The sequence below is a fragment of the Arthrobacter sp. B0316-1-20 genome, assembly GCF_059091865.1.
Genome location: NZ_JBNHHC010000006.1, coordinates 322,642 through 348,510 on the forward strand (window position 1 = coordinate 322,642; position 25,869 = coordinate 348,510).

Genomic DNA, 25,869 nt, shown 5'->3' on the forward strand with positions numbered 1-25,869 from the left:
GCGACGGAGGGGGACAGCCGGATGAGCGATGCCGCCCGATCAGAGGACAAGGCCGGGGAGCCGGCGGACAGGGCCGGGGAGCCGGCGGAATGGGTGCAGGTGGCGCCCGGGAACTACGTGATCAGGACCCGGGAGTATCTGTTGAACTCCGGGCTGGTCGTCGGCAGGAACAAGGCCTTGGTGGTGGATACCGGTGCCGGGCCGCGGCAGGCACGGCGGATTTACGCGGCCGTTCGCGCGCTGACCAAGCTGCCGCTCGTCGTCGTGAACACGCATTTCCACTTTGACCACGTCTTTGGCAACGCCTACTTCGCGGCCCAGGGCGTGCAGGACTTTTACGCCCACCGCAATTGCGCGCACGACGTCGCAGAGAACGGCATTCTCCAGCGTGAGGCAGTCGGGGAAACGGAACCCGAAATGGCGGCCGGCGACGGGGAGCACACCGGGATCAAGATGCCCAACAAGCTGGTGGACACGGAAACCACTGTCGACCTGGGCGAGGTCGGCGTCAAGCTCTTTTATCTGGGCCGCGGCCACACCGACGGCGACCTGCTGGTCGGTTCGCCCACCACGCTTTTTGCTGGCGATCTGGTGGAGCAGGGTGCCCCGCCCGCCTTCGAAGATTCCTACCCGCGAGACTGGGTGGAAGCGCTGCGCCGGATCTCCGGGCTGCGGCACGAGTACGACGTGCTGGTGCCCGGCCACGGCCAGACCGTCAGCGACGCCTACGTGAAGAACATGTGCGAGACCATGACCCTGGCCGTCCGGATGGGTGAACAGGCCAGCCGCGACACTCCCGCGGACTCCACCAAGGCCATCCCGATCCTGCCCTACGGGCCCGTGCAGTCCCGAGCCCTGCTGCAGCGCCTCAGCGCCAACCGGTAAGGGGAGTGGCGGCGGCGAGCGGGGCGCGGCGTCGGAAAGGGGTGGGGGAGCGGCGTCGGAAAGGCGTGCGTCAGCCCAGTTCCAGCCGCATGAGCACGCGCGGGAACCCGTTTACCACCGAGTCGGTGTCTGCCGCCTTCGTGAAGCCGGCCTGTTCGAAGAGCTTTCGCGTGCCGACGTACGCCATGGTCAGGTCGACCTTCTTGCCCTCGTTGTCGACGGGGTAGCCCTCAATCGCGGGGGCACCATGCCGGCGCGCCAGGTCGACGGCGCCCGCGAGCAGATGATGCGAGATCCCCTTGCCGCGATGCCCTGGCCGCACCCGGATGCACCACGCCGACCACACATCGACGTCGTCCACGTGCGGGATCTTTCGGTTGCGCGCGAAGGCCGTGTCCGCCCGGGGATGCACGGCGGCCCAGCCAACCACCTCGTCGCCGTCGTAGGCGAGCACCCCCGGCGGCGGGTCCTGCCCGCACAAGCGCTCAACGAGCGCCCCTCGATCCTGGCCCCGCAGCGAGGCGTTGTCTTTCGACGGAAGGCGGTAGCTGAGGCACCAGCAGACGTTGGCATCGGCGCGCTTTGGCCCCAGCATGGCCTTCACATCGCCGAAGACCGTTGCCGGACGCACCTCGATGGCCATGGGATCACACTGCCACCGCCGTCCCGTGCCGGCAATGCTCCGGGCCCGGGCGCTGAGCAATGCTTGAGCGCGGCCGCTGAGCAGCGCTCCCTGCCCGGCCGTTGCTGCCGTTCCCATGCGTGGCCTAATGCCGGCGCGACTGGAGGCCGAACAGCCAGGTCAGCAGGGCGCTGAGCAGCATCCCGGTGCCGGTGATCAGGCCCATGCCGGCCCAGAAAAACAACGGGAGCCTGCCGGTGCCGGGGACGGGTGCCGCGCCGGCCTGTTGCGCGAGCAGGTAGAGTCCCGCGGCGGCGCCGATGCCCAGCACGGCCAGCAGCCAGCACAGCCGCGGCCACCACGCGGACGCCGCCCAGAAGCTGCCGTAGCCGGACCAGATGTTCCAGTCGCTGCCCCGCCGCAGCACGACCGGGCCGGCGGCCAGCGCCCAAAAGCCGGCCACCAAAAAGGCCGCCACCACGTCCGCCGGGCGGTGCCAGCCGTTGATCAAGGTAGCGGCACCGGCCAGCACGGCATACAAACCACCCGCGGCCGCAGCGAACGGCCGCCAGCGGGGCGAGACCACCAGGAAAATGGCCAGGGCCGCAGCGGTGGCGATGGTGGTGTGCCCCGACGGAAGCGAATTGTGTTCCAGCGTGGGCACGCCGCGGTCGGGCCGGTCCAGAACAAGGTTCTTCAGGATCCACGTCGTCGCCGCCGACGCCGCGACCACCCCGACGCCGACCACCGCCGGCCCCCACCGGCGTCGTACCAAGGCCGCCACCAGCAGCACGACGGCCGCCACGGCGACGGAGATATCCGGCAGCAGGTCCAGGAAGTCCAGGAAAACGCCGCGGCCCAGCCGCCAGCCGGAGTCCGCCTCCGCCCAGGCCGATTCGTCGGCGAATTGCCCGGTGGTGGTGCGGACGAAGGCGTAGTAGTTCAGCACAAAGGCTCCCGCGCACAACAGTGCTCCCAGCCAGAACAGGGCAGGAGCGTGCGCCGCCGGACGGCTGGGCGCGGGCCGGGAGCGGACACGGGAACGCTGCGGAGTCATCGATTCTAGGGTCGCACACAATGCTGGCAGCTTCCGGGAAGGGCGGCCGCCGTACAGTTGGAGGTGATGACACCGCACCAGATTCCCGATGTTCCCGGGCTTTCCGACCGGCCGGAGCTCCCCGACCTCGCCGACCTGCTCGCCACCGCACGCGTGGTGTCGCTGCCGATGAAAGTCCGCTTCCGCGGGGTGATGCAGCGCGAGGTGCTGCTGTTGGATGGCCCGGCTGGCTGGGCGGAGTTCTCGCCCTTTCTTGAGTACGACGACGACGAAACAGCCGCGTGGCTGGCGGCCGCGGTGGAGGCGGGCTGGCGGGGTTTCCCGGCCCCGGTCCGGGACAGCGTCCCCGTCAACGCCACGGTGCCCGCGGTGACGCCGGCGGAGGTGCCCGGCGTGTTGGCCCGCTACGACGGTGCGCAGACGGTGAAGATCAAGGTTGCCGAAACCGGTCAGGACATCGACCAGGACGTGGCCCGTGTCGCCGCCGTGCGTGCCGCAGCCCCGCACGCTGCGCTCCGGGTAGATGCCAACGGCGGCTGGGATGTGCCCGCGGCAGTGGAGGCGTTGACCCGGCTGGCCGGGTATTCGCTGGAGTACGCCGAGCAGCCTGTCGCCGACATCGCCGGGCTGCGCGCCGTGCGGACCGAGCTGCGCCGGCGCGGGATCGCCACCCCGATCGCGGCCGACGAAAGCGTGCGCAAGGCCGCCGACCCCCTGCGGGTGGCCCGCGAAGACGCCGCCGACCTGATCGTGGTCAAGGTGCAGCCCCTCGGGGGCGTGCGGCGGGCACTGGAGATCGTCGCGCAAGCCGGGCTCCCCGCCGTCGTCAGTTCCGCCCTGGACTCCTCTGTGGGAATCCGTGCCGGCGTGGCGTTGGCTGCGGCGCTGCCGGAACTTCCGTATGCCTGCGGACTGGCGACGGTGTCCCTGATGGACGCGGACGTGACGGCGGAACCGCTCGTGCCGGTGGCCGGCCGCCTCCCGGTGCGCGACGTTGTGCCCGACCCGGACCTGCTGGATCGTCTTGCGGCGCCGGCGGACCGGCGGCAGTGGTGGTTGGAACGGCTGACGCGGACGTACCGGCTGCTGGAGCCGTGACGTGGGGGCGGGGGAACGGCCGCCGGCGACCATCCCGGCGGCCCAGGCGACGTGCCGAAAGAGCAGGGGGGATTGGCAGCGCCACGGACCTCGCCTGCGGGCCCGCTGGAGCAGTGAAGCGCCTGTGCTCGGGACGTGCTTCGGGGCTGCGGAAGGCAGCATCCGGAACAACCTTCAGGGTTTTGGGCCCGGTTCTATAGGCGCGGCCCGACCAGGCTGAATGTCTGGCCTAATCCTTTCGTGAGCGCAGTCTGGTCTTGCCGATTCCCTGCACCGATGGCAAGCGAGGCCCTCAAACTGTCCGAGGCGGCCGGTAGCGTGAGGATATGGAGGGCGAGGGCGTCGAGCTTCGGTTCCCGGTTCCGGGACAGGGACTGGTGATGGACCTCGGTGTGCCCTCGCGTCCGGACAGTTCGCTGCTGGAAGCGCTGCTGCAGCACGCGGTAACAGAGGCACTGCTCCGGCGTTATGGTATCGAACCTGATCGCGCCGGTTTCTTTCCCGCGGCCGCTGACCCTGATGCGTCTGCCGCCGCCGAGTCGGCCAACACCGCAGAGATTCCTTCGCCAACCGAAGCCGACGGCGGCGGGCAGCCAGCCATGCCCGAGGATCGCGGAGCATCCCAGGGATCTGGCACCGGACAACCGACGGCCGGGACCACCGAGGAAGGGGTAGGCCTGCCCGTGGTGCCGGAGGACGCCGATGGTAAGCCTGTGATGCCCGAGGGCGGGGTGGGGGTGCCTGCCGTGCTGGCCGGTTTGCTGGCGGTGATGGAGCCGGCGGAACTGAATGACGTGCAGACCATGGATTACCTTTTGGCTGCGGGCCGGGTGGAGGCGTGGGTGCAGTCCTGCCGGATGAAGGCGTTGGACCGCTTCGCCCGGCTGCGTCCCGGTGCTGGCGGGGACCGCGACCCGGAAGGCTTTTCCCGCTTCGCGCACCACGAGATCTCGGCGCACCTGTGCACCGGTGACGCCGCGGCGCGGGCCATGCTGGCCGACGCCCGGCAGATCTGCACGCACCTGCCAGGCACTCTCGAGGCGATGGGCCGCGGGGACCTGGACTTGCCACGGGCGAAGGCGCTGGCCCGCGGCTGCGCGGACCTGCCGGCCGAATGCCTGCCGGATTTTGAGAACGCGGTGCTGCCCGGCGCCGGGGACGTCACACTGGATACCGTGCGGTCCCGGGCCCGGCGGATGCGGGACCGCCTGCACCCGGAATCCTTGGCGCAGCGGCACCGGCGGGCAAACGAGTCCCGGGACGTGCAGCTGACCGACCAGGACGACGGGATGGCCGAGTTGTGGATCCGCACCAGCGCGGACAAGGCGCATCTGGTCTTCGACCGGATCCAGACCACGGCCCGCTCCCTCCAAGGCCCCGGCGAGGCCAGGACCCTGCCCCAGCTGCGCGCCGACGTGTTCTGCGACCTCATGCTGGCCGACCGCACCTGCCCGGCCGGCACCCCAAACATGGATGCAGCGGAAGACACGGTGCCGGCAGCACCGGAGCCGGCCGCGGCACCGACAGAACCGGCCGCGGCACTGGCACCAGCCGGCAGCGGAAGCGGCAGGTTCGCTGAAGACTCCGTGGGGAACGGTGCTGTTGCGGCCCCTCCGCCGGCACCGGTCGGCGGAGGTACTCGGACCGCACACGGCGGCGGTAACTGTGGTGGTGGTGCGGGGCTGGGGATGCTGGTCACCATGCCCTGGCCACGCTGCTGGGGCTGGGCGAGGAGCCCGGTGACCTGGCCGGGCACGGCCCGATCTCGGCGGACATGGGACGGGAACTGGCCCAGCTGGCCAGGTCCTGGCTGCCGTTGCTCACCGACGACCACGGCCAGGCGATCGCTGCCGCCCGGCAACTGCGGATTCCGCCCGAATGGCTCAAACGCCTGGTCCGTGTCCGGGACCGGCACTGCCGCTTCCCCGGCTGCCGCCGCGCGGCCAGGTACTGCGAGATCGACCATGTCCGCGGGTGGGACGACGGCGGGATAACTGTGCCGGAAAACCTGCAGTGCCTGTGCAGCGCCCACCACGCGGCGAAGACCGCCGGGCACGCCCGGGCCGAGGCCGGCCCACACGGTCAGGTCACGTGGACCACGCGCACCGGCCACCGCAAGACCACCCACCCGGACGAGGGCTGGGACACCCTCCTGCCCCGGCCGAAGGAAACGGAAGCGGCAGCCACCGGCGAAAACGAAGACAACACCCGCGGCGCCAAAGGCGCAGGCGGAGACACCGACGATGGCGCCACACAAGCAGCCGACGGCGCCGCCGCCCGCGACATCAGCGACCAAGCACCACAAAAACGTACGCTCGGCGGCATCGAACTGCCCTACGACAACACCGACCTGAACGCACCACCCCCATTCTGACCTCGGCGCTGCAATGCGCCTGGCCGATTCTGCGGGTGACACCTCTGACGCCGAGGCCACCCGTGAAGAAACTCGTTGCCTCGCCCTGGAAGAACGCGAAGCCTCGCGGTCCCGGCCCAGCCCGGCAAGGTGTTTTGCCTGCCGTTGGCCGAAAATTCACCACTGCTCGGCCTGCCGGTCGACTTCGATCAGCACACTGGAGGACGATCCCATAGTTCAATGCAGAAGGTGAAAACGTGACCGAAACCAAGAAGCGCTACCTGCCGATGCTGGGCCATGTGTCCGGAAAACGCAGCGCCGTGACCTGCGCGCTCAAGTGCGACAACGCCTGCGCCAAGGGCGTCTGCAACACCTCGGACAATAACTACTTCCGGGACATCGTCTCCGCCGAATACTCCCGCCGCCGGATGATGGGGTTGGGCGGCGCCGGCGCGCTGGCGCTGATGTTCGGCGGCGGCGCGGCCGCGGATGCACAGGTTGGACTCGCCCCGGCCGCCAAGGCCGGGCGCGGGCCGGGCAACCCAAGCAAGCTCAAGTTCGACGGCATCAAGGCCGTGCCCAACAACGTGGACGACGTCGTGGTACCCAAGGGCTACAACTGGAATCCGGTCATCCGCTGGGGAGACCCCCTGTTCCACGACAGCGCGGAGTTCGATCCGCAGAACCAGACCAAGGAGTCCCAGTCGGGCCAGTTCGGCTACAACAACGACTACCTGGACATCATCGAGATCCCGGGCAGCAACGGCAAGCGGGCGGTCCTGTTCGCCAACCACGAGTACACCAACGAGGGGATCATGTTCCCGCCGGACATGCCCGTCGAACGCCAGCGCGAGGTAGCCATGGCCGCGCACGGGCTGTCCGTCGTGGAACTGGAGCGCAAGGGCAAGGGCCAGCCGTGGACCTACGTCCGCGGGGCCAGGCTGAACCGCCGCTTCCTGATGGACACCGAATACGAACTGACCGGGCCGGCCGCCGGCTCCGAGCTGCTGAAGACGCAGGCCGATCCCACCGGCCGCATCGTGCTGGGGACGCAGAACAACTGCGCCGGCGGCACCACCCCGTGGGGGACGGTGCTCTCGGGCGAAGAGAACTTCAACCAGTACTTCAAGGTGTCCGCCCCGACGGCCGAGCAGCGCCGCTACGGCCTGACCAGCGCCAACCCGTCGCGCGGCTGGCACATCCCGGAGCCGCGCTTCGACACCGACCGGCCCGAGGGCCGGAACGAAGACAACCGTTTCGGCTGGATCGTCGAGGTGGACCCGTTCGATCCCACCTCCACCCCGCGCAAGCACACCGCCCTGGGACGGTTCAAGCACGAGGGCGCCAACGTGACCATCGCCGCCTCCGGCCACGCGGTGTCCTACTCCGGCGACGACGAGCGCTTCGACTACCTGTACAAGTTCGTCTCCAAGGGCACCTACCGCGAGGGCGACAAGAAGCACAACATGACCTTGCTGACCGAGGGCGACCTCTATGTGGCCAGCTTCACGGGCAATTCCCCGCAGAACCAGATCGACGGCTCCGGCGTGCTGCCCTCCGACGGTGCGTTCGACGGCACCGGGTACTGGATCCAGCTGACCCGCGACGGCGAATCGCTGGTGCCGGGCATGCGGATCGACCAGGTGCTGGTGTACACCCGGCTCGCCGCCGACGCCATGGGTGCCACCAAGATGGACCGCCCGGAGGACGTGGAGATCAACCCGGCGACCGGCAAGATCTACATGGCCTGCACCAACAACACCGCCCGGACCCGCGCGCAGGTGGACGAGCCCAACCCCCGGGCCAACAACCGCCACGGCCACATCATCGAAATGACCGAGACCGGTGACCAGACCTCCACCGAGTTCACCTGGCAGCTGATCCTGGTGGCGGGCGATCCGGCGGTGGACGATTCGGTCTACTTCAGCGGCTACCCGGCCGACCAGGTGCAGCCGATCTCCTGCCCGGACAACCTGGCCTTCGACTCGGCCGGAAACCTGTGGGTCTCCACCGATGGGCAGCCCGGCACCATCCAGCGCAACGACGCTCTCTTCCGTGTCACGCTGGAAGGACAGGAACGCGGCAAGGTGGAGCAGTTCATGGCCGTGCCGATCGATGCCGAGACCTGCGGCCCGTTGATCCACGACGACGACGGGCTGGTGTTCGTCGCCGTCCAGCACCCGGGCGAGGACGGCAGCTGGGGAGCCCAGCGCTCCCTGTTCCCGGACTACGTCGGGGACGGGCGCCGCGCCAAGCCGGGCGACGCCGCGCTGCCCCGGCCGTCCGTTATCCAGATGTTCAAGGGCAAGAACGGGCACCTCAAGCGCTAGCCCGGCCACGCCGACGGAAGGCAGACGGCCGCGTCCCTCGGGGCGCGGCCGTCTGCTTACCATGAGGGGGTGACTGCGCAGCTGAGCTCGATGGATACCGCCCGACTGGCCGTGAAGGCCTTGGTCTGGGGCGGAGTGCGCGACGTCGTCATCGCGCCGGGTTCGCGCAGCGCCCCGCTGGCGTATGCGCTCGCCGAGGCCGAAACACACGGCGACCTGCGGCTGCACGTCCGCATCGATGAGCGGGGCGCGGCGTTTACCGCGCTCGGGCTCTCGCTGGGCTCGTTGCGCCCGGTTCCGGTGGTCACAACCTCCGGAACGGCGGTGGGCGAGCTGTTGCCGGCGGTGATGGAAGCCAATCACGCCGGCGTGGAACTGGTGGTGCTCTCCGCCGACCGCCCGGCCGAAATGCGCGGCACCGGTGCCAACCAGACTACGGTGCAACACGGACTGTTCGGCATCCACGTGCGCTCGGCCGTGGACATCCCGGCCGGAGACGACCCGACGGACGCCATCCGCACCAGCCTCCTGAACGCCAAGGGCATCCCGCCGGCCCCGGCGGCCGCGACGGCCGACCTGCTCTCGCTGGCGGCCACGCCGTCGGCGGCTAACGCAGCGACCACGGCGGCCGATACGGCGGCGCATCCGGGTGCGGTCGGTCCCGTGCACATCAATCTCGCGTTCCGCGACCCGCTGTTCCCGGATACGGATACGGCTACTGACCACGCCGCGGCGCCGGTGCGGGCAACGGACGACGGCGGTGCCTCGGCACCCGGGGCGATAGCATCCGGGCGGGCCACCAGTTTGAACGCGGGCCAGGCGGAACCGCCTATCCACGCGGCCGAGGAACGCCGCACCGTGGTCGTGGCGGGACACGGTGCGGGAGCCGGAGCCGAAGCCTTCGCGCGTGCACACGGGCTGCCGCTGCTGGCCGAACCGTCCTCCAACGCGAGGTTCGGCCCGAACGCCATCGGACCCTACCGCCTGCTGCTGGGCCACCTCGGGCCACAGATCGAACGGGCCGTGGTCTTTGGCCGCCCGACGCTTTCGCGGCCGGTGTCCGCCCTGCTGGCGCGGGAGGACGTCCAGGCCGCGCTGTTCCAGCCGGATCCGGTCCCCTGGTACGAGCCCGGACGCCGACGGGAGCGGGTGATTTCCGAGCCGGCGGATCTGTCGATCTTCTCGGGCCAGGGGTCCGGCGCGTGGTTGCGGCTCTGGCGGGACGCCGCCGTTGCGGCCGATGCGGCCCTGCTCAAACGCCTGGACACCGAACCGGAGCTGACGGGCCTGCGGGTCGCACGTTCGGTCTGGCTCCACACCCGCGGCCGGCTGGTGCTCGGTTCGTCCAACCCGATCCGCGACGTGGACCTGGCCGGGACGCCCACCGACATTCCGGACGCTTTCGTGCACGCCAACCGCGGCGTGGCCGGCATCGACGGCACCGTGGCGACTGCGGCGGGCATCGCGCTGGGAGCACGAACCGGAACCCGGGCCCTCATGGGGGACCTGACCTTCCTGCACGACGCCGGATCGCTGCTGCTCGGACCCGGGGAGCCCGAACCCGACCTGCAGATCGTGGTGGTCAACGATTCCGGCGGCGGAATCTTCTCGACCCTGGAACACGGAAAGGTGGGGGAGCACGCGGCGTTCACGTCCGCCGTCGAACGCCTCTTCGGCACCCCGCACCGCGCGGACCTTGCCTCGCTGGCGGCCGGCTACGGGGTCCGGCACCGGCTGGTCAAGGACGCGGACGAACTGGACGCCGTCCTCTCCGAGCCGGTGGCCGGGCGCAGCGTGGTGGAGGTGCGCACCGACCGAAGCCGGCTGCGGGCCGTGCACGCGGAAGTGGCGGCCGCCGTCGCGACCGCCACTTCCCGTCTGCTGGGGTGAGCCTGCCCGGTGTGCTGGGCGAGCCTGCCCAGATTGTTGTGGGAGCCTGCCCGGTGTGCTGGTAAGCCTGCTCAGAGGACCTTCGAGAGGAACGCCTTGGTGCGTTCGTGCTGCGGGTTGGCCAGCACGTCCTCGGGCTTGCCCTGCTCCACCACCACGCCGCCGTCCATGAAGACCACGCGGTCACCCACCTCGCGGGCGAAGCCCATCTCGTGCGTGACCACCATCATGGTCATGCCCTCGTCGGCCAGCTTGCGCATGACCTCCAGCACGTCGCCCACCAGTTCTGGGTCCAGCGCCGAGGTGGGCTCGTCGAAGAGCATCATGTCCGGGTTCATGGACAGCGCGCGCGCGATGGCCACCCGCTGCTGCTGCCCGCCGGAGAGCTGGGCGGGGTAGGCGTTCTCGCGGTTTGCCAGCCCCACCTTCTCCAGGTTCTTGCGGGCGACTTCCATGGCTTCGGCCTTGCCGCGCTTCTTGGCCCGGCGCTGGGCCAGGGTGAGGTTGTCCAGGACGTTCAGGTGCGGGAACAGGTTGAACTGCTGGAACACCATGCCGATCCGGGTCCGGACCCGGTCCAAGTCCGTTTCCGGGTCGGTGATGTCCACGCCTTCCACCAGGACGGTGCCGCTGGTGGGCTCCTCGAGCCGGTTCACGCAGCGCAGCAAGGTGGACTTGCCGGAGCCCGAGGGCCCGATCACGCAGACCACTTCGCCCTGGTTCACATGGAAGTCGATGCCCTTGAGGACCTCGTTGTTGCCGAAGTTCTTGCAGAGGTCCTTGACCTCGATGGCCGGCCTGTCGTGGCGCAGCGATTCTTCAGTCATGGGGTTACCGGCTCCTGTTGTTGCGCTTCTCCAGCCAGGCGACCAGCTGGGTGAGCGGCAAGGTGATGATCAGGTACATGAGCGCCGCGGCGACCAGGGGTGTGGCATTGGCGAATTGGGAGACGCCGTCGCGGGCAAAAGTCGTGAGTTCCCGATTGCCCAGGGCCATGCCGGCGATGAAGAGCAGCGAGGTGTCCTTGATCAGGATGACCAGCTCATTGGTCAGCGGCGGCGTGACGATGCGCACCGCCTGCGGCAGCACCACGGAGACCATGGTCCAGCTCGGGTTCATGCCCAGCGAGCGGGCCGCCTCCCGCTGGCCGGCGGGGACGGCCTCGATGCCGGCGCGGAGCGTCTCGGCAATGTAGGCGGCGGAGACGACGATCAAACCGATCAGCCCGGCCCCGGTGCTGCCTCCCGGCGGACGCCACTGGAACGCGATCGGGACCGCGAAGGCGAAGCCGAAGATCACCAGCAGGGCAGGCAGGCCGCGGAACAGCTCGATGTAGGCGGTCGCCACCCACCGGTAGGGCGCCACGGGCGAGAGCTTCATGAGCGCCAAAAGGAGACCGAAAAGCAAGCCGCCGACGAAGGCGATCAGGGTGTAGACGACCGTGTTCTTGGCCGCCGTGACGATGATGGTGGGGAACTGCTCACCCAGGACTTCCGGGTTCAGGAAGCTCGTGCGGATGGCCTCCCAATCGGCCACCAGGGCGACGGCGGCGACGGCGGCGATGAAGATGGCGTAAAGGACCCCGCGGAAAAGTCGGCGGCGGGTCGAAGGTTTCACTGGTGATGCCTTCCAGCTGTAAGTCGGCGGCCCCCGTTCCCGCTGCTTCACGCACGGGAACGGGGGCCGGAGGGCTTGCTACTCGGTGAAGTACTTGTCGTAGATTTCCTGGTACTTGCCGTTGTCGCGCAGCGTCGAGAGGGCATCGTTGACGGCCGAGACCAGGGCCTCGGACCCTTCCTTCTTCGCCGCGAAGCCGTAGGACTCGTCGGTCTTGTACTCCTCGACGATGGTGAACTTGCCGTCCTCGGTGTGGCCGATGTTCACCGGCAGGTCCTGCAGCAAGGCATCGACCTGGCCGGCCTGGATGGCCTGGTACATCTCGGCATCGGACGGGAAGGCGACGACTTCGGCGTCCTCCGGGGCGTTCTCCCGGGTGTAGGCCTCGCCGGTGGTGCCCTGCTGGACGCCCACCTTCTTGCCGGAGAGATCGCCCACGGCCTTGATGTCGGAGTCCTTCGGGACCAGCAGCGACTGCAGCGAGTCGTAGTAGGGGTCGGAGAAGGCGATGTTCTTCTTGCGGTCCTCCGTGATGGTCATCGCGCTGGCGCCGAGGTCGCACTGCCCGGCGGCCAGGGTGACGCCCGACTGCAGGGCGTCGAAACCGACGTCCTGGATGGCCACCTCAAGGCCCATCTCCGAAGAGATCTCCGTAATCAGGTCGATGTCGAAGCCCGTGTACTTGCCGCCCTCTTCGAACTCAAACGGGGGGTAGGGGATGTCGGAGCAGACGGTCAGCGTGCCAGGCTGGACGAGGGCCAGCTCGGATCCCGCGCCGGCAGTGCCCGTGCCGCCGTTGCCGCCGGCGTCGTCCGAACCACCGCACGCGGTCAAAGCGAGTGCCGCCACGGCCAGAAGGGAGAACCCCTGGACCGCCTTGGATGCGTTTTTGCGCATAGTTACTACCTTTGTCTCGTTGGAAATCCGGCTTAAGTGTAACGGGAATGCCCGCAACAGGTGATATGCACCACAGGCTACAGCCATTGCCTATTGGAAAACAGCGTAGTCGGCGGGAGGCCGGTTCGCCCCCGGCCGTGCCGATTGTCGGTGAATAGTTATCTGCGGCGCAAACCGAGCGCCTCGATCATCGGGCGGAACTTGGCCCAGGTCTCCGCCAGCTCGGCCTCCGGATCGGAGCCGTCCACGATGCCGCAGCCGGCATAAAGCCGGACCCGCTGGGGACCCTCCACCACGGCGCCGCGCAGCGCGATGCCCCATTCACCGTTGCCGGCGCCGTCGGTCCAGCCCACCGGGCCGGCGTACGGCCCGCGGTCCATCTGCTCCAGTTCGCGGATCAGGGCGCCGGCGACCTCGGTGGGGGTGCCGCACACGGCCGCGGTGGGGTGCACAGCTTCGGCCAGTTCCAACGACGACGGCGGCTGCCCGCCGTCGTGCGCCAGCTCGGCCGAGACGTCGGACGCCAGGTGCCATACGTTGGGCAGCTCCAGCACGAACGGCTCGCTGTGCGAACTCATCGCGGTGGTGAAGGGCTCGAGTTTGCGGGTGAGCGAGTCGATGGCGATCCGGTGCTCGTGCAGCTGCTTCTCGGAGCCGGCGAGCACGCGCTGGGCGTAGTCGGTGTCCGATTCGCCGGCGTGGCCGTGGGCCCGGGAGCGGTCGAGCGTGCCGGCCAGCACGCGGGCGCGCGCCACGTTATTCTCCACCTTGATCAGCATCTCCGGCGTGGAGCCGATCAACCCGTCCACCGAGTACGTCCAGCAGTCCTTGTACCGCGCCGCGAGTTCGCGCAGCACCTGGGCGGTGGCGATGGGCGCGGCGAGATTGGCCACCACGTCCCGGGCCACGACGAGCTTGCTCAGGTTCCCGGCCTGGATGCGCTTGACCCCGGCCGCGACGGCATCCATGTACGCCTGCTCCGAGACCTGTCCCGGAACGAGGGAGTCGGCGGGATCGGGGCTGCGCTCTACCGAGATTTCTTCCAGCCAGCCCGCGAGCACGGCCTCGGCCGTCTCGGCGCTGAGGTGTGCATCGGCGTCGTACGTCAGATAGGTGAGCCAGGCGCGGTCGCCATCCAGGCCCACCAGCACCTCCGGCACCACCAGGCGGGAGCTGTGGGTCGAGGTGTAGGAGAACGCGAAGGAGCCGAAGGCGACCGGCCCGGTTCCCGGGCCGCCCACCCGGTTGTCGATGTCGGCGGTGGCCTGGATCCCACGCCACCATGCGGCCGCCTGCCGGAAGCGATCCGGCCCGCTGGCCGTGAACCGCGCGATCTCGCCGAAGCCGGCGAGCCCGCCCTCGCGCCGCACCCAGCAGAGCACGTCGTCGCGCACCAGATACTCCATGAGCCCTTGGGTGTCGGGCACCGCGGGCCACTCGACCGTGATGCCGCGCAGGGTCCCGCGGGGCAACCGGGCAGCGGCCTCCGGTTCCGTGCGGCCGGCCGCTGCGGCAGGCCCGGTTCCGGGCAGGCCGGACGAGGGGGACAGGGGGGAGGTCATGGTCATTAAGCCTACTCTGCCCGGCAAACGCCACCGCCCGCGAAGCCCGGGTTCGCGGGCGGCCGCCGGTCTTTGAGACAATGGCCCAGTGAATCGTGCATCGCTGGAGAAGCGCCCGGATGAAGTAGCCGCCATGTTCGATGACGTGGCGCCGAAGTACGACCTGGTTAACGATGTGCTGTCGATGGGCCAGACCCGCCGGTGGCGCCGGATCGTGGTGGACGCGGTGGACGCCGAACGTGGCCAGAAGGTCCTGGATCTGGCCGCCGGGACGGGCACCTCCAGCGAACCCTATGCCGATGCCGGCATCCACGTGGTCGCGTGTGACTTCTCCCTGGGCATGCTGCGCGTCGGCAAGCGCCGCCGCCCCGACATCGACTTCGTGGCCGGGGACGCGACCAATCTGCCCTTCGCGGACAACTCCTTCGACGCCGTGACCATCTCCTTCGGCCTGCGCAACGTCAGCGATCCGAAACTGGCGCTGCGCGAAATGCTGCGCGTGGCCAAGCCCGGCGGCCGGCTGGTGATCGCCGAGTTCTCGCACCCCATCCTCCCGGTCTGGCGCACCGTCTACACCGAGTACCTGATGCGCGCGCTGCCGGCGATCGCGTCCAAGATTTCGTCCAACCCCGACTCCTACGTCTACCTGGCCGAGTCCATTCGCGCCTGGCCCAACCAGGACCAGCTGGGCGAGTGGATCACCGGCGAAGGCTGGCAGGACGTGGCCTACCGCAACCTGTCCGGCGGCATCGTCACCGTGCACCGGGCCGTCAAGCCCGGCCGCGACGAGGCGGCCAACGCCCGGGCCCAGGCCGCGCTGCGGCGCCAGAGCAGCAGGCACACCCTGTAGCCATGTCAGTTCTCATTGTTGGGGCGGGGCCGGCCGGTTCCACGGCCGCGTACTACCTCGCCCGCGCCGGCGTGGACGTGACCGTGCTGGAAAAGACGGCCTTCCCGCGCGAAAAGGTTTGCGGCGACGGCCTGACGCCCCGCGCCGTGCGCGAAGTCCAGCTGCTGGGGCTGCCGCACGAGGAATCCGCCGGCTGGCGCCGGAACCGGGGGCTGCGGCTGATCGCCGGCGGCCGGCAGCTTGAGCTGCCCTGGCCGGAACTGAGCGACTTCCCGGACTACGGCCTGATCCGCACCCGGATGGGCTTCGACGAGCAACTGGCCCGTCACGCGGCGGCCGCCGGCGCCGTCGTGCTGGAACGCCACTCCGTTTCCACCGCCCTCCGGGACGAGGCCGGACGGGTCACCGGGGTCCGCGCCAACGTGCTGGACGGGCGCGGACGCAAGACCGGGGAGACCAAGGACTTCTTCGCCGACGTGGTGCTGGCCGCCGACGGCAACTCCACCCGCACCGCCCTGAGCCTGGGCATCGAGAAGCGCGACGACCGGCCGCTGGGCGTGGCCGTCCGTACCTACTTCACCTCGCCCCGGCACGACGACGACTGGATGGAGGGATGGCTGGAACTCCCCGACGCGGCCGGCAACCCGCTGCCCGGCTACGGCTGGGTCTTCGGCGTCGGCGACGGCACATCCAACGTGGGCCTGGGCATCCTCAACTCGTCCAAGTCCTTCGGCAAGCTGGACTACCGGCAGGTGCTCCGCGAGTGGACCGCCGGCATGCCGGCGGAGTGGGGCTTCACCGAGGAAAACCAGGTGGGACAGGTCCGCGGGGCGGCCCTGCCGATGGGGTTCAACCGGACGCCGCACTACAGCCCCGGCCTGCTGCTGCTCGGCGACGCCGGCGGCATGGTCAGCCCGTTTAACGGAGAGGGCATCTCCTACGCCATGGAGTCCGCCCGCTACGCGGCCGAGCTGATCGCCGACGCGCACGGCCGCTTGTCCGGGACCGGCGGGCAGCTGCTCAGCATGGCCGGCTTCGACGCCGCGATGGCCCGCTACCCGGACATCATCCGAGGGCACTGGGGCAGCCACTTCACGCTGGGCCGGATTTTCGCCCAGCTGATCGGCAAACCGGCCATCATGAAACTGGCCCTGCGGACCGGAATGCCGGTCCCGCCGTTGATGCGCTTCGTGGTGCGGATGCTGGCCAATTTGACCGACTCGGGCGGCAAGGGATTTGAGGATAGAGTTATTCATCTGCTGGAGCAACTGACGCCGCCGGCATCGAACCAGGCCGGCGGCCACAAACCGGCCGGCCATACCGCCCCCACGATTAGTTAGTGTTGAACAGTGACTGACGCCAAACCGAGTTGGACTCCCGCCGGCCAGAACCCGCCGCAGTCGCCGGAGCTGGATACCGCGACTGCCGCCCTTGCCACCAGCCTGAACCTGCCGGACGGCTTCGCCCCGGTGGCCCAGGACGCCGAGCTCGGTCCCGCGGTTTCCACCGCCCTGGCGCGCGTGGAGAAGCAGTTGCGCGCGGCTATCGCACACTCCGACCCGTTCGCCGACGCCACCAGCCGCCATCTCGTGGAAGCCGGCGGGAAGCGGATCCGTCCGCTGCTGACCATCCTGGCCGCGCAGCTGGGCAACGGCTCCGTTCCCGACGTGGTGCAGGCCGCCGTCGTCGTTGAACTGACGCACCTGGCCACGCTCTACCACGACGACGTGATGGATTCCGCGCCGTACCGCCGGGGGGCCCCGACCGCGCACGAAGTGTGGGGCAACCAGGTGGCCATCCTCGCCGGCGACCTGATCTTCGCCCGCGCCTCGCTGCTGGTGTCCCAGCTGGGGCCCGAAGCAGTCGGCATCCAGGCGCGCACCTTCGAGCGGCTCTGCCTGGGACAGCTGCACGAGACCGTCGGCCCGCGCGAGGACGAGGATCCGGTGGAACACTACCTCTCAGTGATCGCGGACAAGACCGCCTCGCTGATCGCCACGTCCGGCCAGCTCGGCGCCATGTTCTCCGGAGCCGGCGAGCAGGCCGTGAACGTGATGCTGGAATACGGCGAGAAGGTGGGCGTGGCGTTCCAGCTGGCCGACGACGTGATCGACGTGACCGGCCTCAAGGCCAAGTCCGGCAAGACCCCGGGCACCGACCTGCGTGAGGGCGTCCCCACCCTGCCGGTCCTGCTGCTGCGCCAGGCCGCGGCCGACGGCGACGCGTCCGCCGCCGCCGTGCTGGAACTGGTGGACGCGGACCTGACGTCGGACCAGGCCCTGGCCGACGCCGTCTCCGCGCTGCGCGGGCATCCGGTCACCGCCCAGGCCTGGGCCATCGCGGGCGAATGGGCCGACGCAGCCAAGGCCTCCCTTGCCCCGCTGCCCGAGAGCACGGTCAAGGCCGCGCTGACGGCCTTCGCCGAGGCCGTCGTGGACCGCGAGGTCTGACCGACGGGCCCACCGTGACCATGCCAACCCTGCCGGCGCCGTCCTTCGGGGACTAACGGGTGACCGTAGAACAAGCACTGTTGTCCTTCGCCCTGGTGGCCGGCCTGCTGACGCTGGTTCCCGGGATGGATACCGCTTTGGTGCTGCGCTCAGCCGTCAGCCAAGGCCGGGGCAGGGCGTACGCGACGGCGTTGGGCATCAACACCGGAGCCTTGGCCTGGGGCATCGCGGCCGCGGTCGGGGCGTCGGCCCTGTTGGCCGCCTCGGAAACGGCGTTCACGGTGCTGAAGGTGGCCGGCGCCGCTTACATGGCCTGGCTGGGCACCCGGATGCTGTGGAGGTCGTTCCGAAAACCTGCCACGCGCCTCGCAGACCCCGGCGCCCCGGCCGCTCCGGCGTCGTACGTCAGGGCGTGGCTCACCGGCGTCGGGACGAACCTGTTGAACCCGAAGGTCGGCGTCTTCTATGTGGCGATGATCCCGCAGTTCATCCCGCCGGGCGTCTCCCCGGCGCTGATGGGCATTCTGCTGGCCCTGGTGCACAACCTGGAGGGGCTGGTGTTCTTCTCGGCCATCATCTGGGGCACGCATGCGGCCCGGAAGTGGCTGCGCACTCCGGCCGTGACGCGTTCCATCGACCGGATCACGGGCATCGTGCTGGTCGGTTTCGGCGTCGCCCTGGCGGCCGAGAGCCGCTGAACCGGCCGGTGGCTCAGTCTTCCTCGTCGTCGTCGTCGCCGAAGACCCACTCAAACATCTCGAAGACGAACTCGCTGAAGGTCGCCTCCTCGCTCTGCCACTGCGGCTTCGGGCCGTTCGTGCGGATCCAGACGATGGGGTCCGGCACATCCAGGTGTTCGGTCTTGAAACCCCAGTTCGCTTCTTCGTCCATCTCGTCCAGGAACAGCAGGTAGCCGCCTTCGATCTCCAGTTCGTCCGGGTCGAAGAAGAAGTCGTGCGCCTCCATCAGGTCTTCGCAGCCCCCGAGCGCGTGGTAGAACTCCACCAGCGCCTGCGGGACCTGGAACTTGTGGGCGCCCAGCAGCCCTTCGAGTTCGTCGTAGGAGAGGCCGTCGTCCTCGGTCCACTTCCGGTCCAGGTACTTGGGCACGAGGGCACGGAATTTGTCCACGAACATTTCGGGCATGGTTTCTCCCTGGAACGGTTGATTGGAGGGCTTGGTCCCATCCTATGCGGCGGCACCGACTGCGCTGGACGGCGACGGCGGCACACACGGCCCGCCGGTGCCCTCGGACGGCCCGTCGTCAGTCGCGGCGGCGGGTAGCCAGGCCGGGGTAGTCGATGACGATGCCGTCCGAATCCACCACGATCTCGGCGCTGAAGTCCCCGGAGGTGTAGGTGACCGCGGCGGTGCCCGTGCGGTCGTTGTAGGCGCGGGAGCCGCTGTAGATCTGCTGTTGGCCGAGCACGCGCAGGCTCGGCATCTCCACCCACGCGACCGTCAGTTCCGCGGCGGCCTCGGCGTCGTGAACCAGGCCCAGCCGCAGGATCGGCATCGTGTTGGTGGCCGGGCACAAACCCAGGTCGCAGTCCACCGCCCCGACCAGGGAGTCCGGATCGGCGATCCCCGGTTCCGGCAGGTCGCTGTCCCCGGACACCCTGGTCGCGGCGCTCCACCTGCCGTCGGGCGCGCGGTCCAGCACCAGATGCCGGCTCCAGCCCCGCCCGTGGACGGAAACCGTGAGGCTTTCGGTGAACCAGTTGCCGGTGGTCGTGAGGGACCAGCTGGCGGCGTAGCCTGCGGTGCGGGAGGCGCCGTGGGCGCTCAGGCGCTCCGGTTCCAGGTTCAGGGTCGCCGTGTCGGCGCGCTGCGGATCGTCGCTTCCCAGCCAGGTGACCGTCCGGCTTTCGTGCGTCTCGTGTCCCATGCCCCCAGCCTCGTGTCTGCACCGGGTATTGGCAAGGGACCGGCCGGCTAGCCCTTCGTCCGGGACACCGAACCCAGCCGCCGCACCGTCAGGGCAAGCCACAGGTGCACCCGGTCCGCGGTGAGGGCGGGATCGTAACCGGTCAGCTCCACGATCTGGGACAGCCGGTAGCGCACGGAGTTCCGGTGCAGGCCCAGCTCCTCGGCCACGGCCGCCACCGAGCCGTTGAGCTCCAGATAGGCCTGCAGCGTGGGCAGCAGCGCCGCGTCGTGGGCCGCGTCGAACTCCGCCAGCGGGTCGAGTGCCTCGGCCGCAAGATCGGCCAGCGGCACGTCTTCCGACGCCAGCAGCAGGGAGGTCAGGGACAGCCGCTGCGGCACGTTCAGCCGCTCGCCCCGGCCCACCGCTTCCTTGGCCTCGAAGTAGCTCCAGCGCAGCCCGTTCGCCTGCGCATAGCTGCCGCCCACCCCGACCGTGGCGGCCAAGCCCGCGTTCTGCAGGTACGCACTCAGCTCCCGGCCCAGCGCCTCGCCCGATTCGGCGCCCTGCACCACCAGCACCAGCCGCTCGTCGACCAGGCCGGTGACCACGCCGTCGAACGCGGCGGGCAGCGGCAGCGTGGGCAGCGCGCGGCGCTGGGCGGCGGCCACCTGCACCATGACCACCAGCTGGCGCCGTCCGGCGTCGATCCCCACGTTGCTCAGCCGCAGGGACGCGTCACCGCCCTGCAGCACCCCGCGCACCACGTCCAGCAACACCTGGCCCACGGAACTGCGGTCGGCCGCGCGGCGGTGCGCCTGGTTGCTCAGTTCCAGGCTGATCAGGCTCTGCGCGTAGTCCACGATGGCGTTGCGCTCGTACGGCTTGCCCAGGGCCAGCGTGCAGCGGTCCTTCAGGCCGGTGGCGATGGGAAGCTCATGCCAGCCGTTTTCCTCGCCGCCGCCGGTCCCGTACAGCCGGGTCCCGTATTGGGAGAGCACGACGTCGGTGCCCACCATCGCCGACAGGGTGCGCAGGAGCGCGGGGAGGCCGCCGCCGCCCAACAGCGAGGCGGCCAGCGCCTGGTGGTCCTTGAGGAGGTGCTCCAGGCGGTTGTAATGGTCGGCGGAAATGGCGTCGGCGACCATCTTGCTGATCGCCACGAAGGGTGTCTCGTAGGGAACTTCGAAGACCGGAAGCTCCAGCTGGTTCGCGGCGGCGAGCACGCCCGCCGGAACCCGGCGGTGCGTCAGCCCGAGCGCGAAGCCCATGCCGACCGCGCCGGCCTCGTGCACCCGCTCCACGAACCGGCGCTGCGCGGCCGCGGTCTTCTGGCGAAGGCCGGTGGTCAGCACCACTTCGCCGCCGGTCAGGAAGGGCAACGGGTCCTCGAGCTCGGTCGAAGCCACCCAGGTGATCGGCGCGTCCGGGTCGCCCTGCGCGGTACCGACCAGCTTCAGGTGCAGCGCGGGGGAGGCCAAGAGTTTGGCGAGAGTGACAGCCATGCCTTCACTATACGAGCCGCCGTTGTGCAGGTGCACTATTCGCCCAATAGCTGCCGCGGAGCGGCCGCCGGGCGGCCGGAGCGGGCATCGAGCCGTGCGCGCTCTCGCGTCGCGCCAGGGGCCGTGCCGGTTTTCGGGGCAGCCGCCCCACGGCGCTAGGATGGTCCGCGGCGTCACACGCGTCACACCACTGCCAGCCCTACACCGTGAGGTCCCTTCATGAGTACCCGTACCCCGCAGGCAGCGTTGGGCGCCAAGCCCAAGCGCGAGATGTGGTCCACCCGCAAGGTCTTCATCCTCGCGGCGATCGGCTCCGCCGTCGGCCTGGGCAACATCTGGCGCTTCCCGTACGTTGCCTACGAAAACGGCGGCGGCGCCTTCATCATTCCCTACCTGGTGGCGCTGTTGACCGCGGGCATCCCGCTGCTGTTCCTGGACTACGCCGTCGGACACCGCCACCGTGGCTCCGCCCCGCTGGCCTACCGCCGGCTGGCGCGCGGCGCCGAAGGGCTGGGGTGGTGGCAGGTGGCCATCTGCTTCGTCATCTGCGTCTACTACGCCGTCATCATCGCCTGGGCGGCGATGTACATGATCTACTCCGTCACCGAGGAGTGGGGGGACGACCCCGCCGGATTCTTCATGGAATCGTTCCTCCAGGTGAGCAAGGACGTGAACATCGGTTTCGACTTCGTGCCCACGGTCCTCATCCCGCTGGTAGTTGTCTGGGCGGTGGTGCTGCTGGTGCTGGCCGCGGGCGTCCAAAAGGGCATTGGGCGGGCGAACATCGTGTTCCTGCCGCTGCTGCTGGTCATGTTCCTGCTCCTGGTGGTCCAGTCCCTGTTCCTGCCCGGTGCGGCCGACGGGCTGAACGCGCTCTTCACTCCCGACTGGGGTGCGCTCACCAACACGACGGTGTGGGCCGCGGCCTACGGCCAGATCTTCTTCTCGCTGTCCGTTGCCTTCGGCATCATGGTCACCTACGCGTCCTACCTCAAGCACCGGACGGACCTGACCGGATCCGGGTTCGTGGTGGGCTTCGCGAACTCCGGCTTTGAGATCCTGGCCGGCATCGGCGTCTTCGCGGCGGTCGGCTTCATGGCCTTCAGCGCCGGCGCCGAGGTCGGCGACGTTGCCGCCGGCGGGATCGGGCTGGCGTTCGTCGCGTTCCCGACCATCATTTCGGAGGCCCCGCTGGGCGGACTGCTCGGCGTGCTCTTCTTCGGCTCGCTGGTGTTCGCCGGATTCACCTCGCTGATCAGCATCATCGAAGTCATCATCTCCGCGGTCCAAGACAAGCTCGGCATGAGCCGGGTCAAGACCACGTGGTGCGTCGGCATCCCGCTGGCGTTGATTTCCATCCTGCTGTTCCCGACCACCACCGGCCTGAACCTGCTGGATGTCACCGACGCCTTCGTCAACAGCTTCGGCATCATGGCCTGCGCCCTGGCGACCGTGCTGCTGGTGACCTACGGATTCCGCAAACTGCCGCTGCTGGGCGGACACGTCAGCGAGGTCTCGTCCATCAAGCTGGGCCTGGGGTGGCGGATCATGGTCGGCATCGTCTCGCCGATCGTGCTGGGCTACATCCTGATCAGCGAACTGATCAAGAGGATCCAGGAAGGCTACGGCGACCCGCCCATGCCCGACTGGTTCGTGAACGTCTTCGGCTGGGGCATGGCGGGGTCCCTGATCGTGGCCGGCTTCATCCTGTCGCTGATTCCCTGGAGCAAGAAGTCGGCGGCCAACGACCCGGAGCTGGATGCCCACACCCTGAAGGAGACACAGCCGTGAGTACCGCAGCAATTGTCATGCTGATCATTTCCATCCTGACGGTCTGGGGAGGCCTGGCGCTGGCCTTGGTCAACCTCAGCCGCCACCCCGAAGACGAGGGTGCCCTGCCGGCGGACCGCGCACCGGAACTCTAACCCGACGGCCCGCCGCGGCGGCGTCCTGCGGCCTCCGTGCCGGCGGGCGCCGCCGTCGCTGCCTCTGGCCATCTGCACGGCACCATTGCACATTCGCTGTGCGGGCCGCCATAGGCAGCTGCGGGCCGGGAACCGTAATCTCGCTGTAGAGCGCGGCGTCCCGTGGCCCGGCCTGTCCGCCGGTCCCCCGCGAAGCTGCCGCTGCGATGCGAGTGTGCGGATCCTCCGGGCTGTCCGCTGCATTCCCACCCTCAACGTGAAAGGCACATCATGACCACTCAGACGACCCAGCCCCAGTTCCGGCTGGAGCAGAAGCGCGACGTCTCGGCCGGCTTCCCCGGCCCGAAGTCCGCCGAACTGGCCGCCCGCCGCAGCGCCGTGGTTGCCGGCGGCGTCGCCTCCGGCGTTCCGGTCTACGTGGCCGACGCCGACGGCGGCATCATCACCGACGTGGACGGCAACTCGTTCATCGACCTGGGCTCCGGCATCGCCGTGACCAGCGTCGGCGCCTCCGACCCCGCCGTCGTCGCCGCGGTGCAGGAGCAGGTCGCCAAGTTCACCCACACCTGCTTCATGGTCAGCCCCTACGAGGGCTACATCGCCGTCGCCGAAAAACTGGCCGAGCTGACCCCGGGCGACCACGAAAAGCGTTCCGTCCTGTTCAACTCCGGGGCGGAAGCCGTGGAGAACGCCGTGAAGGTGGCCCGCATTGCCACCGGCCGCACCGCCGTCGTCGCCTTTGACCACGCCTACCACGGCCGCACCAACCTGACGATGGGCCTGACCGCCAAGGCGACCCCGTACAAGTCCAGCCCCGTCGGCAGCTTCGGCCCCTTCGCGCCGGAGATCTACCGGGTGCCGATGAGCTACCCGTACCGCGAGGAAGCCGACATCAAGGGCGAGGACGCGGCACGCCGCGCCATCACGATGATCGAGAAGCAGATCGGCGCCGAGAACGTGGCCGCAATCCTGATCGAGCCGATCCAGGGCGAGGGCGGCTTCATTGTCCCGGCCGAGGGCTTCCTCCCCGCGCTGGCCCAGTGGGCCAAGGACAACGGCGTGGTGTTCATCGCGGACGAGGTCCAGTCCGGTTTCGCGCGCACCGGTGCCTGGTTCGCTTCCGAGCACGACGGCGTGGTGCCCGACATCATCACGATGGCCAAGGGCATCGCCGGAGGCATGCCGCTGTCCGCCATTACCGGCCGCGCCGAGCTGATGGACGCCGTGCACCCGGGCGGACTGGGCGGTACCTACGGCGGCAACCCGGTGGCTTGCGCCGCCGCGCTGGCTGCCATCGACACCATGCAGACCCAGGACCTCAACGCCCGGGCCCGCCACATCGAAGAGCAGGTCATGGGCCGGCTGCGGAAGCTGGCCGAGGAAGTCGACATCATCGGCGACCTGCGCGGCCGCGGCGCCATGCTGGCGATGGAGTTCGTCAAGCCGGGCACCGGCCAGACCACCAAGGAACCGAACGCCGAGGCCACCAAGGAAATCGCGGCCGCCTGCCTGCAGGAAGGCGTCATCATCCTCACCTGCGGCACCTACGGCAACGTGGTGCGCCTGCTCCCGCCGCTGGTGATCGGCGACGAACTGCTGGCCGACGCCCTGGACGTGCTGGAAGCAGCCATCCGCAAGGTGGCGGCGGCCTAGTACGGGCAGCGTCCGAACGGGCGGCTGCCGGATCCCTCGCCAGCGAGGGTTTCCGGCGGCCGCCCGCGGCCGTTCTGGAGGCCGCTCCGGCCGCCCGCCCCGTCCTGCTCCCGGCCTGTTGCCGCCGGCGGTCTCGGGTTAGAGTCGGAACCATCATCGCGTCACGGGGTGCGGATGTTGCCGGCACCGTCGCATCCGCTGCTCCACGGACAGGGACAGGGGTAGTTTGCATGCGTTATGTGGTGGGATACCAGCCGGACGAGCGGGGAGCCGACGCCGTGGCATTGGCCGTGGCAATCGCCCGAACGCAGGGGACGGGGCTGGATATCGTCTATGTGGTGGCAGACAGCGCCCCCTACGTGGCGTTGAACCCCGAAGGCAGCCGCGTCAGCGCCAGCGAGCAGGAAGTCCTCACCGCCCGCCGCGAGGCCCTGAAGCTGGTCCCGGCAGACGTCAACGCCGAATTCAAGGTACGGTCCGCCGAATCGTTCGCCGAAGGGCTGATCGCGGCGGGCGAGGAAGCCGGCGCCAGGTTGATTGTCATCGGCGCCAGCAGCAACAGCCTGTTCAAACGCTTCACGGTGGGCAGCGTGGCAAATGCCCTCCTGCACGCCTCGCCGATTCCGGTGGCGTTGGCGCCCCGCGGGTACCAGCGGACAGAGCCGCTGACCCGGCTGACCGCGTTCATCGGCGAGCGGCAGGGCGCGCAGGCCGCCCGGGACGTTGCCCTGAACGCGGCCTCGCGCCGCGGCCTGCAGCTGCGCCTGGTTTCCCTGGTCTCCCTGGACACCCGTGAAGCGCCGGACAGCGGCGAGGCTATCCACAGCGCCCACCTGCACGCGAACTCCGTGCTGGCCCAGGCCGCCACCGAACTGCCTCCCGGCAACGCCACGGTGACCGTGGCCCATGGGCGCAACATCGAAGAGGCCATCGATTCGCTGGACTGGGACGACGGCGAACTGGTGGTCATGGGATCCAGCCGGCTCGCCCAGCACAACCGCCTGTTCCTCGGTGCCACGGCATACAAGGTCCTGCGTTCGCTGCCGGTGCCCATGGTGGTGGTTCCGCAGGAAGTGAACGGGGTGCGGGACTAAGGGGTCGGGGAACGCGGGGGATCGGCCGGCGGCTCCGGACCAGGCCGCCGGCAGGCCGCTGCCGTGACTGTTGCGGCGCCGGGCGGTTCCGGTCTCCGCCCTGGCCGCCGGCAGCGGCCGTGTCTTGGCCGCCCGCCGCCATCCGGCACTGGTAACCTCCGTCACAAGCGGGTGTTTGTCTCACGTCACGTGTCAGCTTCCCGCCGTGACGCGC

At 69.4% G+C, this 25,869-nt stretch carries 23 protein-coding genes; 14 read left to right on the plus strand and 9 right to left on the minus strand.

What is annotated here, in order from left to right:
• Positions 1-21: 21 nt before the first annotated feature.
• Positions 22-885 carry an MBL fold metallo-hydrolase gene (locus tag AC5RW2_RS12885; protein WP_494074043.1) on the plus strand — a complete coding sequence of 288 codons (864 nt, stop codon included), beginning with the start codon at positions 22-24 and terminating at the stop codon, positions 883-885.
• A gap of 70 nt (positions 886-955) precedes the next feature.
• On the opposite strand, the gene AC5RW2_RS12890 is transcribed toward AC5RW2_RS12885, so the two are convergent.
• Both AC5RW2_RS12890 and AC5RW2_RS12895 read right to left on the minus strand, forming a co-directional pair.
• Entirely contained in the window at positions 956-1,528 is a 573-nt protein-coding gene (locus tag AC5RW2_RS12890) for a GNAT family N-acetyltransferase (RefSeq protein WP_494074074.1), read from the minus strand.
• A 124-nt stretch (positions 1,529-1,652) separates the two neighbouring features.
• Positions 1,653-2,564 (minus strand): phosphatase PAP2 family protein, encoded by a 912-nt coding sequence (locus tag AC5RW2_RS12895; RefSeq protein WP_494074044.1) that lies wholly within the window; start codon positions 2,562-2,564, stop codon positions 1,653-1,655.
• Between the two features lie 66 nt (positions 2,565-2,630).
• Here AC5RW2_RS12895 and AC5RW2_RS12900 point away from each other — a divergent pair, with 66 nt between their 5' ends.
• The 5 genes from AC5RW2_RS12900 to menD all read left to right on the plus strand — a co-directional run bounded on the left by AC5RW2_RS12900 (position 2,631) and on the right by menD (position 10,235).
• Positions 2,631-3,662 carry an o-succinylbenzoate synthase gene (locus tag AC5RW2_RS12900; RefSeq protein ID WP_494074045.1) on the plus strand — a complete coding sequence of 344 codons (1,032 nt, stop codon included), beginning with the start codon at positions 2,631-2,633 and terminating at the stop codon, positions 3,660-3,662.
• 326 nt (positions 3,663-3,988) lie between these two features.
• Entirely contained in the window at positions 3,989-5,656 is a 1,668-nt protein-coding gene (locus tag AC5RW2_RS12905) for a DUF222 domain-containing protein (RefSeq protein WP_494074046.1), read from the plus strand.
• Positions 5,620-6,036, plus strand: coding sequence for an HNH endonuclease signature motif containing protein (locus AC5RW2_RS12910; protein WP_494074075.1), 417 nt, complete (start codon positions 5,620-5,622; stop codon positions 6,034-6,036). The genes AC5RW2_RS12905 and AC5RW2_RS12910 overlap by 37 nt, the downstream gene beginning before the upstream one ends.
• 236 nt (positions 6,037-6,272) lie before the next feature.
• Positions 6,273-8,345 carry a PhoX family protein gene (locus AC5RW2_RS12915; RefSeq protein WP_494074047.1) on the plus strand — a complete coding sequence of 691 codons (2,073 nt, stop codon included), beginning with the start codon at positions 6,273-6,275 and terminating at the stop codon, positions 8,343-8,345.
• A 90-nt stretch (positions 8,346-8,435) separates the two neighbouring features.
• Positions 8,436-10,235, plus strand: coding sequence for a 2-succinyl-5-enolpyruvyl-6-hydroxy-3-cyclohexene-1-carboxylate synthase (menD, locus tag AC5RW2_RS12920; protein ID WP_494074076.1), 1,800 nt, complete (start codon positions 8,436-8,438; stop codon positions 10,233-10,235).
• 71 nt (positions 10,236-10,306) lie between these two features.
• Here the strand turns inward: menD and AC5RW2_RS12925 are convergent, their stop codons facing one another.
• The 4 genes from AC5RW2_RS12925 to AC5RW2_RS12940 all read right to left on the minus strand — a co-directional run bounded on the left by AC5RW2_RS12925 (position 10,307) and on the right by AC5RW2_RS12940 (position 14,155).
• Positions 10,307-11,062 (minus strand): amino acid ABC transporter ATP-binding protein, encoded by a 756-nt coding sequence (locus tag AC5RW2_RS12925; RefSeq protein WP_494000594.1) that lies wholly within the window; start codon positions 11,060-11,062, stop codon positions 10,307-10,309.
• A 4-nt stretch (positions 11,063-11,066) separates the two neighbouring features.
• Positions 11,067-11,852: an amino acid ABC transporter permease gene (locus AC5RW2_RS12930; RefSeq protein ID WP_494000593.1), complete on the minus strand. Its 786-nt coding sequence runs from the start codon at positions 11,850-11,852 to the stop codon at positions 11,067-11,069.
• A 78-nt stretch (positions 11,853-11,930) separates the two neighbouring features.
• Entirely contained in the window at positions 11,931-12,749 is an 819-nt protein-coding gene (locus AC5RW2_RS12935; protein ID WP_494022424.1) for a basic amino acid ABC transporter substrate-binding protein, read from the minus strand.
• 158 nt (positions 12,750-12,907) lie between these two features.
• On the minus strand, positions 12,908-14,155 hold the full coding sequence (locus tag AC5RW2_RS12940) for an isochorismate synthase (RefSeq protein ID WP_494023279.1): 1,248 nt from the start codon (positions 14,153-14,155) through the stop codon (positions 12,908-12,910).
• Between the two features lie 244 nt (positions 14,156-14,399).
• Between AC5RW2_RS12940 and AC5RW2_RS12945 the strand changes: the two genes are divergently transcribed.
• Genes AC5RW2_RS12945 through AC5RW2_RS12960 form a run of 4 tightly spaced genes read left to right on the plus strand, consistent with a single transcriptional unit; the run spans position 14,400 to position 18,309 of the window.
• On the plus strand, positions 14,400-15,161 hold the full coding sequence (locus AC5RW2_RS12945) for a demethylmenaquinone methyltransferase (protein WP_494074048.1): 762 nt from the start codon (positions 14,400-14,402) through the stop codon (positions 15,159-15,161).
• A 2-nt stretch (positions 15,162-15,163) separates the two neighbouring features.
• Positions 15,164-16,501: a geranylgeranyl reductase family protein gene (locus tag AC5RW2_RS12950; RefSeq protein ID WP_494000590.1), complete on the plus strand. Its 1,338-nt coding sequence runs from the start codon at positions 15,164-15,166 to the stop codon at positions 16,499-16,501.
• A 9-nt stretch (positions 16,502-16,510) separates the two neighbouring features.
• Positions 16,511-17,611 carry a polyprenyl synthetase family protein gene (locus AC5RW2_RS12955; RefSeq protein ID WP_494074049.1) on the plus strand — a complete coding sequence of 367 codons (1,101 nt, stop codon included), beginning with the start codon at positions 16,511-16,513 and terminating at the stop codon, positions 17,609-17,611.
• 59 nt (positions 17,612-17,670) lie between these two features.
• Complete coding sequence (locus AC5RW2_RS12960; protein WP_494074050.1) at positions 17,671-18,309, plus strand: LysE family translocator; 639 nt, start codon at positions 17,671-17,673, stop codon at positions 18,307-18,309.
• Positions 18,310-18,322: 13 nt separating this feature from the next.
• Here AC5RW2_RS12960 and AC5RW2_RS12965 read toward each other — a convergent pair whose 3' ends face one another.
• The 3 genes from AC5RW2_RS12965 to AC5RW2_RS12975 form a co-directional block, all read right to left on the minus strand.
• Complete coding sequence (locus AC5RW2_RS12965; protein WP_494049502.1) at positions 18,323-18,757, minus strand: hypothetical protein; 435 nt, start codon at positions 18,755-18,757, stop codon at positions 18,323-18,325.
• Positions 18,758-18,875: 118 nt separating this feature from the next.
• Positions 18,876-19,499 carry a putative glycolipid-binding domain-containing protein gene (locus AC5RW2_RS12970; RefSeq protein ID WP_494074051.1) on the minus strand — a complete coding sequence of 208 codons (624 nt, stop codon included), beginning with the start codon at positions 19,497-19,499 and terminating at the stop codon, positions 18,876-18,878.
• Positions 19,500-19,546: 47 nt separating this feature from the next.
• Entirely contained in the window at positions 19,547-20,983 is a 1,437-nt protein-coding gene (locus AC5RW2_RS12975; RefSeq protein WP_494074052.1) for a PucR family transcriptional regulator, read from the minus strand.
• Between the two features lie 219 nt (positions 20,984-21,202).
• Here AC5RW2_RS12975 and AC5RW2_RS12980 point away from each other — a divergent pair, with 219 nt between their 5' ends.
• The 4 genes from AC5RW2_RS12980 to AC5RW2_RS12995 all read left to right on the plus strand — a co-directional run bounded on the left by AC5RW2_RS12980 (position 21,203) and on the right by AC5RW2_RS12995 (position 25,655).
• Positions 21,203-22,774, plus strand: a complete 1,572-nt coding sequence (locus tag AC5RW2_RS12980) for a sodium-dependent transporter (protein ID WP_494022429.1) — start codon at positions 21,203-21,205, stop codon at positions 22,772-22,774.
• Positions 22,771-22,908, plus strand: a complete 138-nt coding sequence (locus tag AC5RW2_RS12985; RefSeq protein ID WP_494000583.1) for a methionine/alanine import family NSS transporter small subunit — start codon at positions 22,771-22,773, stop codon at positions 22,906-22,908. Before AC5RW2_RS12980 ends, AC5RW2_RS12985 begins: the two co-directional genes overlap by 4 nt.
• Before the next feature lie 270 nt (positions 22,909-23,178).
• Positions 23,179-24,561, plus strand: coding sequence for a 4-aminobutyrate--2-oxoglutarate transaminase (gene gabT, locus AC5RW2_RS12990; protein WP_494074053.1), 1,383 nt, complete (start codon positions 23,179-23,181; stop codon positions 24,559-24,561).
• Between the two features lie 230 nt (positions 24,562-24,791).
• On the plus strand, positions 24,792-25,655 hold the full coding sequence (locus tag AC5RW2_RS12995) for a universal stress protein (protein ID WP_494074054.1): 864 nt from the start codon (positions 24,792-24,794) through the stop codon (positions 25,653-25,655).
• Positions 25,656-25,869: the final 214 nt, after the last annotated feature.

Excerpts from the sequence above, each read along its gene's own strand:
- AC5RW2_RS12885 (WP_494074043.1), top strand. The coding sequence starts at position 22 with ATGAGCGATGCCGCCCGATCAGAGGACAAGGCCGGGGAGCCGGCGGAC.
- AC5RW2_RS12890 (WP_494074074.1), bottom strand. The coding sequence starts at position 1,528 with ATGGCCATCGAGGTGCGTCCGGCAACGGTCTTCGGCGATGTGAAGGCC.
- AC5RW2_RS12895 (WP_494074044.1), bottom strand. The coding sequence starts at position 2,564 with ATGACTCCGCAGCGTTCCCGTGTCCGCTCCCGGCCCGCGCCCAGCCGT.
- AC5RW2_RS12900 (WP_494074045.1), top strand. The coding sequence starts at position 2,631 with ATGACACCGCACCAGATTCCCGATGTTCCCGGGCTTTCCGACCGGCCG.
- AC5RW2_RS12905 (WP_494074046.1), top strand. The coding sequence starts at position 3,989 with ATGGAGGGCGAGGGCGTCGAGCTTCGGTTCCCGGTTCCGGGACAGGGA.
- menD (WP_494074076.1), top strand. The coding sequence starts at position 8,436 with ATGGATACCGCCCGACTGGCCGTGAAGGCCTTGGTCTGGGGCGGAGTG.
- AC5RW2_RS12925 (WP_494000594.1), bottom strand. The coding sequence starts at position 11,062 with ATGACTGAAGAATCGCTGCGCCACGACAGGCCGGCCATCGAGGTCAAG.
- AC5RW2_RS12935 (WP_494022424.1), bottom strand. The coding sequence starts at position 12,749 with ATGCGCAAAAACGCATCCAAGGCGGTCCAGGGGTTCTCCCTTCTGGCC.
- AC5RW2_RS12940 (WP_494023279.1), bottom strand. The coding sequence starts at position 14,155 with ATGGAGTATCTGGTGCGCGACGACGTGCTCTGCTGGGTGCGGCGCGAG.
- AC5RW2_RS12950 (WP_494000590.1), top strand. The coding sequence starts at position 15,164 with ATGTCAGTTCTCATTGTTGGGGCGGGGCCGGCCGGTTCCACGGCCGCG.
- AC5RW2_RS12965 (WP_494049502.1), bottom strand. The coding sequence starts at position 18,757 with ATGCCCGAAATGTTCGTGGACAAATTCCGTGCCCTCGTGCCCAAGTAC.
- AC5RW2_RS12970 (WP_494074051.1), bottom strand. The coding sequence starts at position 19,499 with ATGGGACACGAGACGCACGAAAGCCGGACGGTCACCTGGCTGGGAAGC.
- AC5RW2_RS12975 (WP_494074052.1), bottom strand. The coding sequence starts at position 20,983 with ATGGCTGTCACTCTCGCCAAACTCTTGGCCTCCCCCGCGCTGCACCTG.
- AC5RW2_RS12980 (WP_494022429.1), top strand. The coding sequence starts at position 21,203 with ATGAGTACCCGTACCCCGCAGGCAGCGTTGGGCGCCAAGCCCAAGCGC.
- gabT (WP_494074053.1), top strand. The coding sequence starts at position 23,179 with ATGACCACTCAGACGACCCAGCCCCAGTTCCGGCTGGAGCAGAAGCGC.
- AC5RW2_RS12995 (WP_494074054.1), top strand. The coding sequence starts at position 24,792 with ATGCGTTATGTGGTGGGATACCAGCCGGACGAGCGGGGAGCCGACGCC.